This is a genomic window from Streptococcus mitis (assembly GCF_003942695.1).
Lineage (GTDB): Bacteria > Bacillota > Bacilli > Lactobacillales > Streptococcaceae > Streptococcus > Streptococcus mitis_BD.
The window spans coordinates 21,685-38,909 of record NZ_RJNU01000004.1; the positions used below are offsets into that span (position 1 = coordinate 21,685).

Consider the following 17,225-nt stretch of genomic DNA (forward strand, 5'->3'; position numbering starts at 1 on the left):
TAGGAAAGCACCTGTCTGTTTGTTCTTTAAAAGTAAAATTATGGTATAATATAAGGGAATTTTTACAGAAAAGAGAATAGTATGTCAAATTATGCCATTATTTTAGCAGCGGGTAAGGGTACTCGCATGAAATCAGATCTTCCTAAGGTACTTCATAAAGTAGCAGGAATTTCGATGTTGGAACACGTTTTTCGTAGTGTCGGTGCTATTCAACCTGAAAAGACAGTTACCGTAGTGGGACACAAGGCTGAGTTAGTTGAGCAAGTCTTGGCTGGACAGACAGACTTTGTTACCCAATCAGAACAACTAGGAACAGGGCATGCTGTCATGATGGCAGAGCCCATTCTCCAAAATCGTTCTGGACATACCTTAGTCATCGCTGGGGATACTCCTCTGATCACAGGTGAAAGCTTGAAAAATCTCTTGGATTTCCATATCAATCACAAGAATGTAGCGACTATTTTAACAGCTGAAGCAGCTGATCCTTTTGGATATGGTCGAATTGTCCGCAACGATAACGCAGAAGTTCTTCGTATTGTTGAGCAAAAAGATGCCTCAGATTTTGAAAAACAAATCAAGGAAATCAATACAGGAACTTATGTATTTGACAATGAACGTCTTTTTGAAGCTCTTAAAAACATCAACACCAACAATGCCCAAGGTGAGTACTATATTACTGACGTGATTGGTATTTTCCATAATGCGGGTGAAAAGGTTGGCGCCTATACTCTCAAGGATTTTGATGAAAGCCTTGGTGTAAATGATCGTGTAGCTCTTGCTACTGCGGAAGCAGTGATGCGTCGCCGTATCAATCAAAAGCACATGGTTAATGGTGTTAGCTTTGTTAATCCGGAAGCAACTTACATTGATATTGATGTTGAGATTGCTCCGGAAGTCCAAATCGAAGCCAACGTTACCTTAAAAGCTCAAACGAAGATTGGTGCGGAGACTATTTTAACAAATGGAACTTATATCGTGGATAGCACCATTGGGGCTGGAGCTGTGATTACGAATTCCATGATTGAGGAAAGTACGGTTGCAGACGGTGTGACAGTCGGTCCCTATGCCCACATTCGTCCAGGTTCAAGCCTAGCTGCCCAAGTTCACATTGGAAACTTTGTTGAAGTAAAAGGGTCGTCCATCGGTGAAAATACCAAGGCTGGTCATTTGACCTATATCGGAAATTGTGAAGTCGGTAGCCATGTTAACTTCGGTGCAGGAACCATTACAGTAAACTATGACGGGAAAAACAAATATAAGACTGTGATTGGTAACAATGTCTTTGTTGGCTCAAACTCAACCATTATTGCTCCAGTTGAATTAGGTGACAATTCTCTCGTTGGAGCTGGTTCAACCATTACCAAGAATGTTCCTGCGGATGCCATTGCTATCGGTCGTGGACGACAAGTTAACAAAGATGAGTACGCAAGGCGCTTACCACATCATCCGAAGAACCAGTAGGAGTCTGTCATGGAATTTGAAGAAAAAACGATTAGCCGGAAGGAAATCTATCAAGGTCCTATTTTCAAACTAGTACAAGATCAGGTGGAACTACCAGAAGGAAAAGGAACTGCCCAACGTGACTTGATTTTTCACAATGGAGCCGTTTGTGTTCTAGCCGTGACAGCTGAGGATAAAATTATCCTCGTTAAGCAATACCGAAAGGCTATCGAGGCTGTCTCTTATGAGATTCCCGCTGGAAAGCTTGAAGTTGGTGAAAATGTAGATCCAATGTCAGCGGCTCTTCGTGAATTGGAAGAAGAGGTTGCCTACACAGCTAAGTTAGAACTCTTATACGATTTCTATTCTGCAATTGGTTTTTGTAATGAAAAATTGAAACTCTACCTTGCAAGTGATTTGACGAAGGTAGAAAATCCTCGTCCGCAAGACGATGATGAAACCTTGGAAGTTCTAGAAGTGAGTCTAGAGGAGGCCAAGAACCTGATCCAGTCAGGTCATATCTGTGATGCCAAGACTATTATGGCGATCCAGTACTGGGAACTACAAAAGAAATAGAGGAGCAATCCATGGGAAAACCTTTATTAACAGATGAAATGATTGAACGTGCTAATCGCGGTGAGAAAATCTCAGGACCACCTCTCCAAGATGATGAGGAAACCAAGATCCTACCAACTGCTTCACAACATTTTGGGAATTCACGTTCTAGAGATCATGTTTTTAGTCAAGATACCTTAACGATCGAAGTAGAGCCGACGATTCATAAGAGTCGTCGCATTGAGAATACCAAGAGAAATGTTTTTAATTCAAAACTCAATCGCATCTTGTTTGCAGTCATTCTACTCTTAGTTTTGTTAGTGTTGGCAATGAAACTCTTGTAATTGAAAGGATATAAAATGAAAATTGGAATCATTGCTGCCATGCCAGAAGAGCTCGTATATTTGACTCAGAATTTGGACAAACCACAAGAAGTCCAAGTCATGGGAAATACCTACTACACTGGCACTATTGGCAAGACAGAAGTTGTCCTAGTTCAGAGTGGGATTGGAAAGGTCATGTCGGCTATGAGTGTAGCGGTGTTAACTGACCATTTTCAAGTAGAAGCCATCATCAATACAGGATCTGCAGGTGCTCTTGCAGAAGGGATTGCTGTTGGTGATGTAGTGATTGCGGACAAACTGGTCTACCATGATGTGGATGTAACTGCTTTTGGCTATGCTTATGGTCAGATGGCTGGTCAACCCCTCTACTTTGAATCAGATAAGAACTTTATCGCTAGGATTCAAGAAAGTTTATCTCAATTAGAGCAGACTTGGCACCTAGGCTTGATTGCTACAGGGGATAGTTTTATAGCTGGGGATGATAAGATTGCTAGTATCAAATCCCACTTTCCAGGTGTTTTAGCAGTGGAGATGGAAGGAGCAGCCATTGCTCAGGCAGCTCAGGCTCTTGGCCTACCTTTCCTGGTCATTCGTGCTATGAGCGACAATGCCAATCACGAGGCCTCTATCTCATTTGATGAGTTTATCATTGAAGCTGGACGTCGTTCTGCCCAAGTTTTACTAGCCTTTTTAAAGGCCTTGAATTAAGCCAAAATTTGACAGTTTTTCTTGCTTATGATAAGATTTAAATAAAGAAAAGCTAGAAAACGTTTCAGAGGATATTATGAGTATTGAAATGACCGTCAGCGAGATTGCAGAGGTCTTAGGACTATCTCGTCAGGCAATCAACAATCGTGTCAAAGAACTTCCCGAAGAAGACACGAAAAAAAATGACAAAGGTGTAACAGTAGTTACTCGAAGTGGCTTGATCAAGCTAGAAGAAATCTACAAAAAAACGATTTTTGAAGATGAACCAGTCAGTGATGATGTCAAACAACGCGAACTGATGGAAATCTTGGTCGATGAGAAAAATGCTGAAATTCTTCGATTGTACGAGCAACTCAAGGCCAAAGACCAGCAGTTAGCAGAAAAAGATGAGCAGATGCGCATCAAAGATCGCCAGATTGCTGAAAAGGACAAACAATTGGACCAACAGCAACAATTAACTCTTCAAGCTATGAAGGATCAAGAAAGCTTGAAACTCGAGTTGGACCAAGCAAAAGAAGAAGTCCAAGCAACCAAAAAAGGCTTTTTTGCTCGCCTATTTGGAGGAAAATAAAGAAGCTGTTTGGGTTATTCACTAACCTAATAGCTTCTTTTCTTATTTGTAGTTTAAATCGAGTCGAAATTGAGGTAAAAGATGGAAAAATTAAGAGACTATATCGCCTTTGACTTAGAATTCAATCAACACGAAGGGGTTACCCATTTAATTCAGGTATCAGCAGTTCGTTTTCAAGATGGTCATGAAATAGATGCCTTTGATTCTTATGTCCATACCAGCGTGCCTTTAAAGAGTTTTATCAATGGTTTGACAGGAATTACAGCTGAAACCTTGAAAGATGCGCCAAAAGTAGAGCAAGTTTTAAAATACTTTCAGGGATTTGTTGGCAACTTACCCATTGTTGGCTACAATGCATCCAAGAGTGATTTACCTATTCTCTTGGAGCATGGCTTGGACTATCGTGACCAGTACAAGGTCGACCTATATGATGAGGCTTTTGAACGTCGTAGTTCCGACCTACACGGCATTGCCAACCTCAAACTGCAAACTGTGGCGAATTTTTTAGGCTTTAAAGGTCAATCACATAATAGTTTAGAAGATGCTCGCATGACAGCGCGTGTTTACGAAGCCTTTCTGGAGTCTGACGAAGGAAAACTATTATTAGAAGAACAGAGTAATCTATCCATGAATCCCTTTGGTGGGCTAGACTTATCTCAATTTCTAGACTAGGAGTGCTTATGAAACCTGAAAAACCTAAAAAACTAGGTTTTAGGAAAATTTACCTCAACCTAGATAAAGTTCTCTTCCTCTTTTTCTTAATTTTCATGATGGTGGAATATCTGTGGTTACCTCTCAATTCTTGGCTTGCTGGTCTTTTACTAAGCCAGACGGGCTATTTGTTTATTTCTTACAATAATATTTTTGCCATTATCACGAGTTCTCCTTTAATCAGTCTTGCCTTTCTCGTCTTGATTGTAATCAATCTTTTGGTGGCCTATTTCCAGATTTGCCTCCTCTTTATTGGGGCGCGTCACCTTCTCTACCACGAAAAGAGAACCTTGATTGAGTACAGTCGCAAAGTTTTCCAGCAAAGTTTTCTGTTCATGAAACGCTTGAGCTTCTGTAAGATGGCCTTTGTCTTCTTCTACGTAGCCATGCTCTTTCCTTTCATCAGGAAAATTTTAAAAATTTATTACTTAAATAAAATCGTTATTCCAGACTTTATCGTAACTTATCTGGAAGACAAGTACTGGCTAGTAGGTTTGATGATTTTTGCATCTGCTTGGATTTTGCTCTATGTGTCTGTCCGACTCATGTTTGTCCTTCCAAAGATTCTCTTTGAAAAGAAGACTGTGAGAGAGGGAGTAAAATTTAGTCTGCAAAAGACAAAAAAACAAGTTCTCTTTTATGCTTGGAACTTGCTACTCATTATTATTAAAACCTATCTCTTTTTCTTCCTTCTCTTGACTCCCTTGCTAATAGGACAGATTGTAATTGACAATTTAACACAGAAAGAATCACTGATTCTTGGAGTTATCAACTTTGTCTTGATAAAAAACATCCACTATATGGCCTTGACCTATTTCCTTGTTAAGTTTGTCTCCTTTTTGACCGGTGAGGAACTGGAGATTATGCCAAGAAGAAAAAAAGACCATTTGATGAGATGGGGAGTTATGGGCTGCGCTAGTATCTTTTTTGCGCTGGAAGGTTACATCTATCTAGAAGCTCCTGTGACAAATACCCCTTTAGTCATTTCACATAGGGGCGTTTCAAATAAAAATGGTGTACAAAACACTGTACAGTCTTTGGAAAAAACAGCGCAACTGAAACCAGATTTGATTGAAATGGATGTACAGGAGACCAAAGATGGTCAGTTTGTGATGATGCATGACGCCAATCTTAAGAACTTAGCAGGTATCAATGCCAGACCTCAAGACTTGACTTTGGAGGAGTTGACAGGGTTAGATATTTCTGAAAATGGCTATCGAACCAAAATATCTAGTTTTGATGACTATCTCAATCGCGCGAATGAACTTCATCAAAGATTGTTGATTGAAATCAAAACCAGTAAAAAAGACAGTCCACAAATGATGGAACGTTTTCTAGAGAAGTATGGAACGATTATCAAGCAGTATGGTCATCAGATGCAATCACTAGACTATCATGTGATTGACCAAGTTTTGAAATATGATTCGACTATTCCAGCTTATTTCATCTTGCCTTATAATAGTATTTTCCCAAAAACCAAGGCAACGGGCTATACTATGGAGTATTCAACATTGGATGAATATTTTGTCACTAAACTTTGGTATACAGAACAAAAGCTTTACGTATGGACCATCAATAGCTCTGACGCACTTGATAAATCGTTGCAGTTGTCAGTGGATGGGATGATTACAGATGACATGGAAATGCTACAGGAGACTTTAGCAGCAGCTCAGGAAGATCCAGAATACACCGATCTCCTTTTGAAAAAAGCTACGGAATTCTTTAATTTTTAACAGAGAAAAAAGGAGAAGTGAACCTTCCTCCTTTTTCTGTAGGTGATTAGAATGGTAATTTTCCAGCGAAAGCACCTAGTTTTTTCTTAGTCGTTTCGTCGATTTGTTCTAGAGCAGCGTTGATGGCTTGAACGGTCATATCAGACAAGGTTTCTAGGTCTTCTGGATCTACAACTGCTGGGTTAAAGTCAATGCTGACCACCTTTTTGTCTCCAGTTAAAGTTGCTTGAACAAGGTCTTGAGCAGATTTTCCAACAAATTGCATGGCAGCGAGTTCTGCTTGACTTTGTTCCATTTGTTTTTGAAGTTTTTGTGCTTGACGCATCATGTTTTGCATGTTCATCATAAGATTTTTAAGATTCCTTTCGTATCAAGGCTTTGAGCCTTGTTTAATAAATTTTTTTGCCATTTTTTGCCCTAAAAGTTGTCAAAAGCATTGGCGACTTCTTTTTGTTGAGTTGGGAATAGGTGAGAGTAGATGTTGATTGTTGTATTAATACTACTGTGTCCAAGTCGTTTCATAAGTGTAAAAAATATATAATCTTTTCCTTCACTGTTTCTGAGTCCTTTTGAAACTAGAAACGCTGCATGTGAGTGTCGGAAATCGTGATTACGAATCATTTTTAATGATGCAGGCATTCTTTTTTTCAATTTAATCTTTTGATTAGAAACCATTGGAGCAGTCAGTTGTAAAGGACTGTCTTGAAAGATTTGTAAGTCTTCTGTATTGTCCGTAAACTCTACTAATAGGTGAGCTTGTTTTTCTTTCCATTGCGTTAGTTCTTGAACGAATGCTTTATGAATGTAAATTCGACGTATAAAAAGCACCACGCTTATCCTCTTTTAAAATATTTTCTTACGTAGAAATCTTATAAAGATAATCAACAGATAGTTTAAATATTACTTGATTAAGCTATGAAGTCTATACTTAGATTCGTATTACTCGAACTCTACTCTTGTGGAGGTTCCCTCGCTTTCTATGACATATTTTCTCACCTGTCAGTTTACTGAAATCGTGGCTAATATTAACTCACTAGCTTTGGTTGAGACAGTATCATTGAAGTACATTATTGATTATATCATTTTTGAACTCTATTGAAAAGCCAAATTTTCTCCAATAGAACTTACTGAAATACGTCCAATTCTTTTATTATTATAAATTATATAAAGTTTTACAAACTAGTTCGTTCATTCTTCCATTTGTAACAAGAACAAAACATGCATTTTGTTTATATTCTAAACAGCTTTTTGGAAAGCTAGTCAGTCACCTTTTAATTAAGAAGTTTAGGTAACTAAACAATTCAGCTTTGAAGCCTTTATGCTCAATACTGATTGTTGTATAAAATGATTCAAAACCGCTATTACCGTGTGGAAAGTCTTTATCACCATTTGAATGTTGAATACGATGACTCACTAGCAAATTGTCCAAAATAGACTTTTTCTTCAATCTGAAATAACTGCTAAGTTATTCTCGTCTATTTTAATTTTGTATTAGCTAAATCTACTGCAAGATTTTTGAATACTGAATTATTGGTATCAACAAGTTGTAGCACTATTTATTTGATTTGAAGAGCAAGCAGTGATTTCACAGTTGATTTAAGATGATAAAATATAACAATATAATTTGACAGCGGTTACAAAATTTTGTAATATCTATAATATAAGAAGATGTGTATTAATTCAGGGAGGAATCTAGGATGCAATTATTAATTGAACTGCAAAAAATTGATCAGTTTATCTTGCCAGTAAACTATAATTACCTTCTTCAATCGATGATTTATAATTTATTGAAAAATAAGAAAGACTTGTCTGCGCAACTTCATGAGATAGGTCATCAGTTTGAGGACAAACATTTTAAGTTGTTTACATTTTCGTTGTTGCAAGGTCAATATAAAATGCGAGGAAAACGAATAGAGTTTCTTGATAAGGTGCGTTTTGAAATTAGAACGATTGATCAATCCATTTTATTCACTATTGCAGAGGCTTTGTCAAATCTAGATAAATTGCGAATTGGTCGAAACCTTGTAAAAATTTTAAATGTAAAAATTGAACAGAAGAAATTAACGGGGACTTCTTATAAGATTCGGATGATTTCTCCCTTGGTAGTTCGTTCTACAGATGCTGAGACTAAAAAAACATTGTATTACAATCCGTTTGATACGGAATTTAAGAGCAGAATCATGGAGAATTTTGCGAGGAAATATCAAGCTTATTATCATAAAGTACCGACAGGTAGATTTGATATAGAGCCGATAAATTTTTCTTTAAAGAATAAATTTGTTACCAAATACAAAGACTATCTCATAACGGGTTGGAAAGGAGAATTTGGGATAAGAGGAGATGCGGAGGTGTTGGATTTCCTCTATCAAGTTGGGCTTGGTGAGAAGAATTCGATGGGATTCGGAATGTTTGTAATTGAAGAATAGGAGGATAAAATGGATATGGAATTTAGGAATTGTAAGTTAGAGCTTGACTTAAAATGTCATGCGCCAATTATTCATTTCCAGCCGGAAGAAGAAGGAGCCACTTTGCGTGCTAGTGAAGTCAAGCCAAAATTTGATCGGTACTTGATGAAGAAAGTTCCAAGTCTGAAAAAACGTTTCAAAAATCACTCTTTGGCTTATAAAATGAAATTTATTGACAATAGTCCTAGCATCATTTATAAGAGTAAAGAAAATGAAGATAAATTTGATAAAAAGCCAAATAATAACGAAGGCAACTTTGAATTGTATTTTGCTAGGGATGAGAAACGTAGAGTAGAAACAAATCCTAAAATGACTATTACTTGTTTTGATTCTGAACTTCAGAAATTTATTGTGGAGCACATTAAAGAATTCTTTATTGTAACAAATTTTGGGGCTGCACAAGGGAAAGGGTACGGTAGTTTCACTGTAATTGATTCTGGGAAAAATGATCAGGTTGAGCAAGAAAATATTGAAAAAATCTTAATGGAAGAGTTTGGATTAAAGACTCTTTATAAAATGGATTTAAATAAACAATCTAATGATCGGAGGGGATCAAACAAGATAAAAGTGATTTTTGAAAATATTGAGCAGTTCTATAAAATAATTAAGAGTGGCTATAATTACAAAGGTAAATATGCCAGAAGTGCTTTATTTATGTATATGCATGATAAAGAAAAAAATTTATTTAAAATAGATATAGGGAATGAAAAAGCCGAGTTGAAACAGAAAAAAGTGGTTAGAGAATTTGGTAATTTTAGAAGGTATACATATCCAAAAAACAACAATCCGCACTATGTTCGTGCGTTATTAGGTTTAAGTCCTGTATTGATATTCAGAGATAGACATAATAATATACCAGATAAAGTTAAAGTTACACATAATAAAAGAATTATTCAACGTTTTCCTTCTCCTATATTTTTTAAAGTCATAAATAATTTTGTCTATATTATTCCTTTGAAACTAGATTATAGAATCTTTAACCAAGAATTTAACTTTGAGAAATTTAATCCAAAGCCTAGTTGTAGCATATCACTTAAAACACCGTCTAAAGAATTCAACTTACAACATTTTTTAGATTATGCAGTAGCATATTACAATGATAATTGTAGCAATATTTTAGTTTCATCAAAAGTGCTTAAAGTTGAACAAAGGAGATGAATAAATGAAATATGTAGGTATAACAATCGGTCCGATTTTTAAAACTATTGGAGAGGCAATCTCTCCGGCAGGTTTGTGGTTTGGCAGTTATTTTTTCTCAACGGTGACAAAGAAACTCTGTGAAAAGCTTGTTGAGATTCCAGCTGTTAAGATTTTTTCACCGTTTTATGATTCTAATAGTAATCAAAATCCACAAGAAGATGGTATTGGTCGTTACCATGATCGGATTTTACTTTCAGTTGATGATAATACAGTAACTGAGGAAGAATTAAAGAATATAATTTCAGCAGTGAAGAAAGAAATGGCTGGGAAATTTGGAAAGTTTAATTCAGGGCAGATTGAGAATTTTATTAACAATTATCTGAGAATTGATTTTGTTCTTCTTAATGAAAAAACTATCGAAATTATAGGAAAAAGTGAAAAAGCTGGAAATAATATAGCTATAATACTGAATGATGCTTTGGATGCGCTGGAGCTAATGGCAGCAGGTAAGGGAAGAACAGATATGAACTTACTTGCTCCATTCTTTGCAGGCAAGAAAGGCAATCGGAATATCTATATTAAAGAAAGTAAGCTATTTACAGATACCAAACCAAATAGTCAGTTGGTTATAAAACATCCAGATGATAGTTCCGATTTAAAGTCAATTGAAGACATTGCTCTATCTCGAAAGAAAGAGGAAAACTCCTCTGAAGAGATTCCTGATGGTGAGGTAACACCGACCAGAAGCGAATACTACGCAGTCGTTAATTCGGATGGGGATAAGGTCGGAACTCTTTTGAAAGCTTTATGTAAAGATGTAGAAATCTCTAAACAGTCTGAGAGGATAAATAGTTTTTCGAAGGCTTGTTTAGACTATGCTGGTGAAGCGGCTGAACTTGTCGGAAAATATGGGGGGATGACTATTTATGCTGGTGGGGATGATTTACTATTTATTGCTCCTGTTCATTCTATTTTTTCCTTATGTAGTGAATTGGACGAAACGTTTAAAAATACCTTGAAAAAAGGCCTGAAAGAAATTCTGTCAGATGTTGAAATCAATGTCAGCTTGTCTTTTGGTGTTGCTGTTCAGTATGTCAAATATCCTCTATATGAAGCGCTGGAAAGAGCTAGAGTTCAACTTTATAAGGCTAAAGAGAGTTGTGGTAAACGTCCGAATGGTAGTAAAATCAGTGGAGGTAATCGTCTAGGGATAGAGTTGGTAAAACACAGCGGAAAAACCGTTCAATTGATGGTAGAAAACGAGAAGTTAGAGATGATTGATAATCTGATAAACTATCGAGCAACTACGAACGATCAAGCACTGGAATCGGTCCTCTATAATCTACAGGATACAGAAATTATTTTTAAGTTGTTGTTTGAAAAAACCGCACAGAATGAATTTGACTTTCAAAAATATAAAACTAGGTTTTTAAATAACTTTAACAATCCTAACCAGTTGACCTATCATGACTATCTGGAAAAAATAGCTGAATTTTTCTATAACAACTATTTGGAAGAATATCAAGATCAAGATATGGTAGATACGAAAGAAAAGGTTGATGGAATTTGTACAAAGCGAAAGATGAGTATAGGAGAATACTATACCAAGGAGTTGCAGGCTATTTTATTTTTGGTAAAGTTTTGGCAGGGAGGTAAGTGATGACAGACTATCTTGTGACGTTTAGACCGCTAGGAGACTATTCTTTTGGTTCAGATAGACGCTTTAGCTTTGTCGGTAAAAATAACTATTCGGAGGATGAATACGCTCCTTATTTTATCCGCACTAATCGCGTTCCTGAACAGTCCACAGTCTTTGGGATGATACGCTATCTTATCTTAGTCAGCAATGGGATTCAGTTGAACCAGAATTTTCAGTATGATGACGATACGCGGGATAATATGAAAGATCTAATCGGAGAGAAGAGCTTTTCTCTAAATGGAGGTGTACAAAGTTTCGGAAAATTAGAAAAAATCTCTCCAATCTTTTTGCGTAAAAATAGTAAGGAAATCGTCATACTAAATCCTTTTAACAACAAGCAGGGGAGAGAGGGGATTGATCAGTTTGAACCAATGATACTAGAGAAAGAATTTACACTGTCAACTAGTTTTGGTGAAATCGCTCTGCCTAAATCTAAGGAATATAATCCTAAAGAAGGATATGGGGATGGTTATTACAATATTAATACAGGTCGTTTAGAGACAATCGAAGATATATTTAGGACTAAAGTAGTGACTGGTGTAAGGCGTGTTACGCAGAATGATCTGGTGAAACTGAAGCAAAATCTTCTAGATTTGTGTAAGTTGTTTGTGAATGCCACTATGAAACAGAAACAGGAAGTTTCTAATTTAGATAAGAATAGCAATCTTAGTTTAACCGATTTTATAAATGATTTCATGGATTTGTTAGAAAAATATAACAAAAGGGAGGTAAATCACTTTCAAGAAGAATTAGAAAAATTATCCCAAAGTTTTGACGAGGATCGCTTATTCAAGCGAGAGGTACATCAGCTGCAGAAAGGCTACGAATTTGCAGTTTATGTGACGGTGAAAGAGGGTGTTCAGTTGACGGGCGGCCTTGTCTCAATGGGCCAGAAGGGTTCTCTTTTCAAGGTTTCTGTTCAGAAATCTGAAAATAATGAAAATAATTTAGAAAGTGAAATCACAAAGCATTTCCAGAAACATACTCCAAAAGGGCAAACCTGGCATTACTGCCTCTCAGATGTGTGCCTCTTAAATGATGTGACAGGCTTTGCGATCTTAGAGGAAAAACTAGTTCGTCAGCTTCATACAGACCTTAAGGAAAATCGTCTGAAAGGTCTCAGTCTGCAAGGCCATCACCTTCTATACAAGGCGGGCAGTGTCTTTTATGGTGATGATAAAATTCCGTTAAAATCTGGCATAGAAGCAGCAGGCTATAATGTTATTTGCAAAATTGAAGGAAGTAAGGTGTAAAAAATGAAAGCAAAAATTTTTGTCATTGAATGTTTAACAAATTTGCATGTAGGAAATGGAGATGTTAATTTTAACATTATTGATAACGAAGTGGAGCGAGATGTTGTGACGGGATTTCCGACGATCAACTCTTCAGGTGTCAAAGGTGCTCTGAGAGCCTTCTTTGAAGAAAGCGACTTATCGAAGATTAATGAAATATTCGGTTCGGAAAGTAGTAAGATTACTACTTCAGGCGCATTAAAATTTCTTAGCGCGAATCTACTAGCCCTGCCAATTCGTTCGATAAGTGGTGGGGATAAGCCTTATTCAATACATGCTCCGAAAACAGCTTGTGACGATTTCAAGAAAATGCTTAAAAATTTTCAATTAGAAGATGTTTCAATAGCAGATATAAAGGGCGGAGATGAGAAGATAACTCTGGACGAAGATAATTCTTGCTACGAAAAGTATGGTTTACCAGTAATTGCTCGGAATAAGGTCGGAGAACAAACTAATTTGTGGTATGAGGAAGTTGTGCCCCATAAGTCGATTTTCTATTTTGCAGTGGTGGATTCAACCAGTGAGCCAGAAAATCTTCTAGAAAATTTTAAAGATTCGGTGAGAGATAAAATCATCCAGTTTGGCGCAAATGCTTCCGTAGGTTATGGACTTTGCAAGGTTATTAAAGTAATTTCAGGAAATGAAGAAGGAGCAAACAATGGATAAGAACAGAATTAATCGGTTGCTTCCTATTGCTGTTGAGGTGATTAAAAAAGAGCTTTCGGAGCCAATTCCAAATGAGTTTCGAGGATATATCGCTTCTTTTGGAGCGGCGGTTACTATGGGAAGTCTCCCTGCAGCAGTTGCCTACTATTCGGCTGCATCAAAAAATGCCAAAGAAGATCGTACCAAGCTACCTGTTATGATTTTGGAGGTATTGAAGAAAGAAAACACAGCCATTAAAGAAACCACCTTGTTTGAGTATGTTACATCGTTCAAAAATGATAATGAGAGTTTCGCTATTAAAGAGGATGTATTGCATGCAGCAATCGCAATCAAACTAGGGTTAAACTTGTTTGAAATTGAGTCAAAAGATCAAAAAGTCAAGGAAGATGAGAAAAATGGAGGGTAAGGATGATGTTTAGTTCAAAAAACATGTCTTATATCTACTATCATGAATATTTTAAAGGATTAGAGGAGAGGAAAGGAGCATCAGGTTTAGTTTATGAACTGGGTAGGCAAAAAAAATCTAGTGAGGAGCAATTTCGTGATAGAAATATGGCTTTGCAGGATTTTAAATTTGACCTTTCTCTATCACCTCTGGAGCATTTGAAGAATGCTTCAAAAGGTGTAGCAAGTGTCAAAACCTTTTCTTTGGAAACTATTTATCCTGGTCTCATGATAGGAACGGGCAATCCCCATGATTTGAAATCAAAGGGTTCTATTTATTCTGGCTTTTCTTTTGATTATGTAACGGGACTGCCCTATATACCTGGCTCCTCTGTCAAAGGGATACTGAAAAGCGTCTTTCCTAGGAAAGAAGATACCAAAGATGATATTAATCAACAAAAGATGAAGTATATTCAGTCACTTCTTAAACCAGAACTTTCTGATGAAGAAATCTATGGCTTGAAAGATGATATTTTTGAAGATAATGATGTCTTTTTAGATGCTTATCCAACTTCTAAAAATAAAACGAAGCAACAGTGCCTAGCGTTGGAATTCATTACGCCTCATAGTGACATTATCAAGAATCCTATTCCAATCAACTGTCTGAAAGTTAAGCCTGGGATCTCTTTTGAGTTTGGCTTTTATCTGAAAGATTGTCAGCTTTCAGACGGAGTTAAGGTTACGGTTAAAGAAAAAATAGAGTTATTTAAAAGCATCTTGACTGATGTAGGCATTGGCGCCAAAACGAATGTTGGTTTCGGACAGTTAGAGTAGCAGAGGAAGCTTTTATGAAACAATTTGAGTTGTGGCTGGATGAAAGTGGAAAATTTGCAGATTCTGAGTCTCAAAGAGAGGAAATTTACTCTTTTCTCGGTGGTGTGCTAGTTGAAAAGGCTGCTATTAAAAACTTTAACTTTTCTAGCATTCTTAATGATGACTCATTAAATCATGCGATGAATATGACCCCAAATCAGAAAAAGCAATATGTTATTCCTAAATTGATTGAATTTAAAAATCAGACGGATGCGCGTTATATCTTTTTTGAAAATATTGAGTGGCAGGGAAATGGAGACAATAGACAACTGTATTTACAAATCTTATCCGAGGGTCTCGTGCAACTCACGCAGCTATTAGAGGCAAAATATGGTGATATTAGATTGAATATTATCATTGCCAGTCGTGTAGCTCGAAAAGGTATAGAGGAGCGTGTCCATATTCAGGAGTCTGAATATAAGCGTTCCTTTACAACGAGTTTAAAAACAAGTGAAGTCAGCTATCGTTCTGGGACAGATGTTCAATTTCAGTTGAAAAAAGCGACGGAATCACAAAAGTTAATTTTGGCGGATTTTGCTTCGAATATTCGGCGGATGTATTTGCGAGACCTTCCAGTTTTTCGAGATCAGAGAGCAGTCTTGCGCAATTTATTTGAGGATTCTTATGTATTTTCTCTGTCAACACTGTCTTCAGACAGTCGCATCCGATTTTTGCTTGCTCAAAACGATGTATCAGAAGCTCTGATGGAATACTATACCTCCCAAACTATAAAGACCAAGGGAACATATTTACATCTGATTGTCGACCGAATGAAGTATTTGAGTTATAGAGTACTGAAGTCGCAATTAAAACAGTTTGCTTCGGAGATTTTAGCTTATACAGCGAGACAGGATGATTATGAGAAATCTATTGAGATATTTACAGAGATTTGTGATCAACTACTGCCACTTTTAAGAGATAAAAGGTATCCATATGAGTTGTTTACCTTTGAAGTATTCCTGCAACTAAGCGATGTCTACCTGCGTTCTGGCCGTTCTTGTCAAGCAGGTCAAGTCATTTCTCAAAGTTTGGAATTGGTAAAGATTTCTGAAAATAGCTTAGAAAATCTTTTTAGTCTCTATCGAATCAAGGAAAAACTCGCTGTATTTTATATTGACAGTGGTCAGTATAAAAAAGCTTCTCACTTAATGGCAGATCTCCGAGTTATTTTTAAAGAGCTGCTAGATTTATTGTTAGCTTATGATTCAATTTCAAATTATTTTCAATCCTTGAAGTCCGAATACTATGGGGATGTTCTCTGTATGGAAATCTATAGTCTCTTGTTTCAAACCCAGCAGGAAGATTTTAAATTAGAGACTATTATCCGTTTATCTGATGAGGGCTTGCAACAGTATCCGAGTTTCCCAGGAGAATTGGAACGCCATCGGCAATATCGTAGTAGAATTGAACTTCTGAGAAAGGATGCTAAAGCTGCGCTTCATTGGTTGATTTTAGCGATTGACTATGATCATAGGATGGATAGTGAGATAGATGAGGTTGTGATTCAAGATTTTTGGGATAGGGTTGAGCGACAAGAGACAACCATTAGTCAACAGTTCTATGCCATGTATTACTCTTTAATCATGACTGAGGCTTATCAGCAGGATATAGAATTTGCTAAACTACTTTATACTGCCTTTGTCAAACATCCAATCTATCAAGAGTTCTTTTCATTTCACAAGCGAAATAAGTTAACAAAGTTAGTCACTACGGAGAAAATTTTTCATCATCCTATGGAGATAGTATATTGGAATTTTGCTAATTATTATCGTTTTGAGGGAAAAATGGAAGACAGCCTGAATTGCTATGACAAGGCTATTAAAGTATGTATGAGAAACCAAGATAGTTTCACGCTGGAACTACGCTCCATCCCAATCTATGCAGCTAAAATTAGCTGCGAGAAGTTGCAAGGGAAAAAATCTAATACTTACGAAAAATTAAAAACTACCCTTCATCAATTGGAAAAAATGATGAAGGGCTATACTGGCAAAAACGATGTTGATTTTTCGGAAACGGAAGAATTGCTGAGGGAATGGGAAAACTTTTTTGATAATCTTGATCAAAAATCGGAGACTATTTCTGATAAGCTTTGGTCTTTTTCTCAGAAATGGAGATATTAAATGGAGTATCGTTTTATTGTAGATGCTGAGGTGGATGGACTTTATGGACCTCTGCTGACCATGGCTGTTTTGGTCACAAAGTTAGATGGAACGGAAGTAGCTTCTTTCTACGGTGGTATACCTAAGCAGATCGCGGAGACAAAAGAAGCCTGGGTGTTGGAACATGTCATTCCCTACATCGGAGCTTACCAAGCCTTTGCTACAGAAGAGGAACTTTTGGAAGAGGTCTGGCAGCTCTGGTGTACTTATAGGATTTCCGCGCGTTGCTTTGCAGATGTACCCTTTCCTGTAGAGAGTCGGCTTTTCCATAAGATAGTAGAAAAGGATAGGAAAAATAGAGCATTTTTGGCTCCTTTCCCTATTATTGATGTTGCCAGTCTTTTGTACGCAAGAGGATTTGAACCCATTGGAAACCGACTGGATTTAGTTTCGCATTTCGAAGGAAGACTACATAATGCGCTAGATGATGTCAGACTATCAAGTCGTATCATCCAAAGACTGCTTGGTGAGTGAGATGTTTTCGT

Annotated in this window: 17 protein-coding genes and 1 pseudogene; 16 read left to right on the forward strand and 2 right to left on the reverse strand. The window is 36.9% G+C overall.

Annotation, left to right across the window (positions count from 1 at the left end):
• Positions 1–81: 81 nt before the first annotated feature.
• From glmU to D8852_RS04060, 7 genes are all read left to right on the forward strand, one after another.
• Positions 82–1,461, forward strand: a complete 1,380-nt coding sequence (glmU, locus tag D8852_RS04030; protein WP_125426073.1) for a bifunctional UDP-N-acetylglucosamine diphosphorylase/glucosamine-1-phosphate N-acetyltransferase GlmU — start codon at positions 82–84, stop codon at positions 1,459–1,461.
• 9 nt (positions 1,462–1,470) lie between these two features.
• On the forward strand, positions 1,471–2,016 hold the full coding sequence (locus D8852_RS04035; RefSeq protein WP_125426070.1) for an NUDIX hydrolase: 546 nt from the start codon (positions 1,471–1,473) through the stop codon (positions 2,014–2,016).
• An 11-nt stretch (positions 2,017–2,027) separates the two neighbouring features.
• Positions 2,028–2,339: a cell wall synthase accessory phosphoprotein MacP gene (gene macP, locus D8852_RS04040; RefSeq protein ID WP_125426067.1), complete on the forward strand. Its 312-nt coding sequence runs from the start codon at positions 2,028–2,030 to the stop codon at positions 2,337–2,339.
• A gap of 15 nt (positions 2,340–2,354) precedes the next feature.
• Positions 2,355–3,047 carry a 5'-methylthioadenosine/adenosylhomocysteine nucleosidase gene (locus tag D8852_RS04045; protein ID WP_125426064.1) on the forward strand — a complete coding sequence of 231 codons (693 nt, stop codon included), beginning with the start codon at positions 2,355–2,357 and terminating at the stop codon, positions 3,045–3,047.
• 76 nt (positions 3,048–3,123) lie between these two features.
• Positions 3,124–3,618: a chromosome segregation protein RocS gene (gene rocS, locus D8852_RS04050; protein ID WP_000021247.1), complete on the forward strand. Its 495-nt coding sequence runs from the start codon at positions 3,124–3,126 to the stop codon at positions 3,616–3,618.
• 81 nt (positions 3,619–3,699) lie between these two features.
• A complete protein-coding gene (locus D8852_RS04055) occupies positions 3,700–4,290 on the forward strand; it encodes a 3'-5' exonuclease (protein ID WP_000413622.1) in 591 nt (196 codons plus the stop codon).
• Positions 4,291–4,298: 8 nt separating this feature from the next.
• Positions 4,299–6,062, forward strand: a complete 1,764-nt coding sequence (locus D8852_RS04060; RefSeq protein WP_125426061.1) for a glycerophosphoryl diester phosphodiesterase membrane domain-containing protein — start codon at positions 4,299–4,301, stop codon at positions 6,060–6,062.
• 46 nt (positions 6,063–6,108) lie between these two features.
• Here D8852_RS04060 and D8852_RS04065 read toward each other — a convergent pair whose 3' ends face one another.
• Positions 6,109–6,408, reverse strand: coding sequence for a YbaB/EbfC family nucleoid-associated protein (locus D8852_RS04065; protein WP_061416779.1), 300 nt, complete (start codon positions 6,406–6,408; stop codon positions 6,109–6,111).
• 71 nt (positions 6,409–6,479) lie between these two features.
• A pseudogene (locus tag D8852_RS04070) lies at positions 6,480–6,878 on the reverse strand (site-specific integrase); the annotation flags it as partial.
• 881 nt (positions 6,879–7,759) lie between these two features.
• Between D8852_RS04070 and cas6 the strand changes: the two are divergent.
• Genes cas6 through D8852_RS04115 form a run of 9 tightly spaced genes read left to right on the forward strand, consistent with a single transcriptional unit; the run spans position 7,760 to position 17,214 of the window.
• Positions 7,760–8,488: a CRISPR-associated endoribonuclease Cas6 gene (gene cas6 / locus D8852_RS04075; RefSeq protein ID WP_125426058.1), complete on the forward strand. Its 729-nt coding sequence runs from the start codon at positions 7,760–7,762 to the stop codon at positions 8,486–8,488.
• Positions 8,489–8,497: 9 nt separating this feature from the next.
• Positions 8,498–9,685, forward strand: a complete 1,188-nt coding sequence (locus D8852_RS04080) for a hypothetical protein (protein WP_125833823.1) — start codon at positions 8,498–8,500, stop codon at positions 9,683–9,685.
• A gap of 4 nt (positions 9,686–9,689) precedes the next feature.
• Positions 9,690–11,327: a type III-B CRISPR-associated protein Cas10/Cmr2 gene (gene cas10 / locus D8852_RS04085; protein WP_125425382.1), complete on the forward strand. Its 1,638-nt coding sequence runs from the start codon at positions 9,690–9,692 to the stop codon at positions 11,325–11,327.
• Complete coding sequence (locus tag D8852_RS04090; protein WP_125425384.1) at positions 11,327–12,619, forward strand: hypothetical protein; 1,293 nt, start codon at positions 11,327–11,329, stop codon at positions 12,617–12,619. The genes cas10 and D8852_RS04090 overlap by 1 nt, the downstream gene beginning before the upstream one ends.
• A 3-nt stretch (positions 12,620–12,622) precedes the next feature.
• A complete protein-coding gene (locus tag D8852_RS04095) occupies positions 12,623–13,324 on the forward strand; it encodes an RAMP superfamily CRISPR-associated protein (RefSeq protein ID WP_125425386.1) in 702 nt (233 codons plus the stop codon).
• Positions 13,317–13,730 (forward strand): hypothetical protein, encoded by a 414-nt coding sequence (locus tag D8852_RS04100; RefSeq protein WP_223327673.1) that lies wholly within the window; start codon positions 13,317–13,319, stop codon positions 13,728–13,730. The genes D8852_RS04095 and D8852_RS04100 overlap by 8 nt, the downstream gene beginning before the upstream one ends.
• A gap of 2 nt (positions 13,731–13,732) precedes the next feature.
• Complete coding sequence (gene cmr6 / locus D8852_RS04105; protein ID WP_061416786.1) at positions 13,733–14,542, forward strand: type III-B CRISPR module RAMP protein Cmr6; 810 nt, start codon at positions 13,733–13,735, stop codon at positions 14,540–14,542.
• 14 nt (positions 14,543–14,556) lie between these two features.
• Positions 14,557–16,701 (forward strand): hypothetical protein, encoded by a 2,145-nt coding sequence (locus tag D8852_RS04110; protein ID WP_125425388.1) that lies wholly within the window; start codon positions 14,557–14,559, stop codon positions 16,699–16,701.
• A complete protein-coding gene (locus tag D8852_RS04115; RefSeq protein WP_125425390.1) occupies positions 16,702–17,214 on the forward strand; it encodes a hypothetical protein in 513 nt (170 codons plus the stop codon).
• Positions 17,215–17,225: the final 11 nt, after the last annotated feature.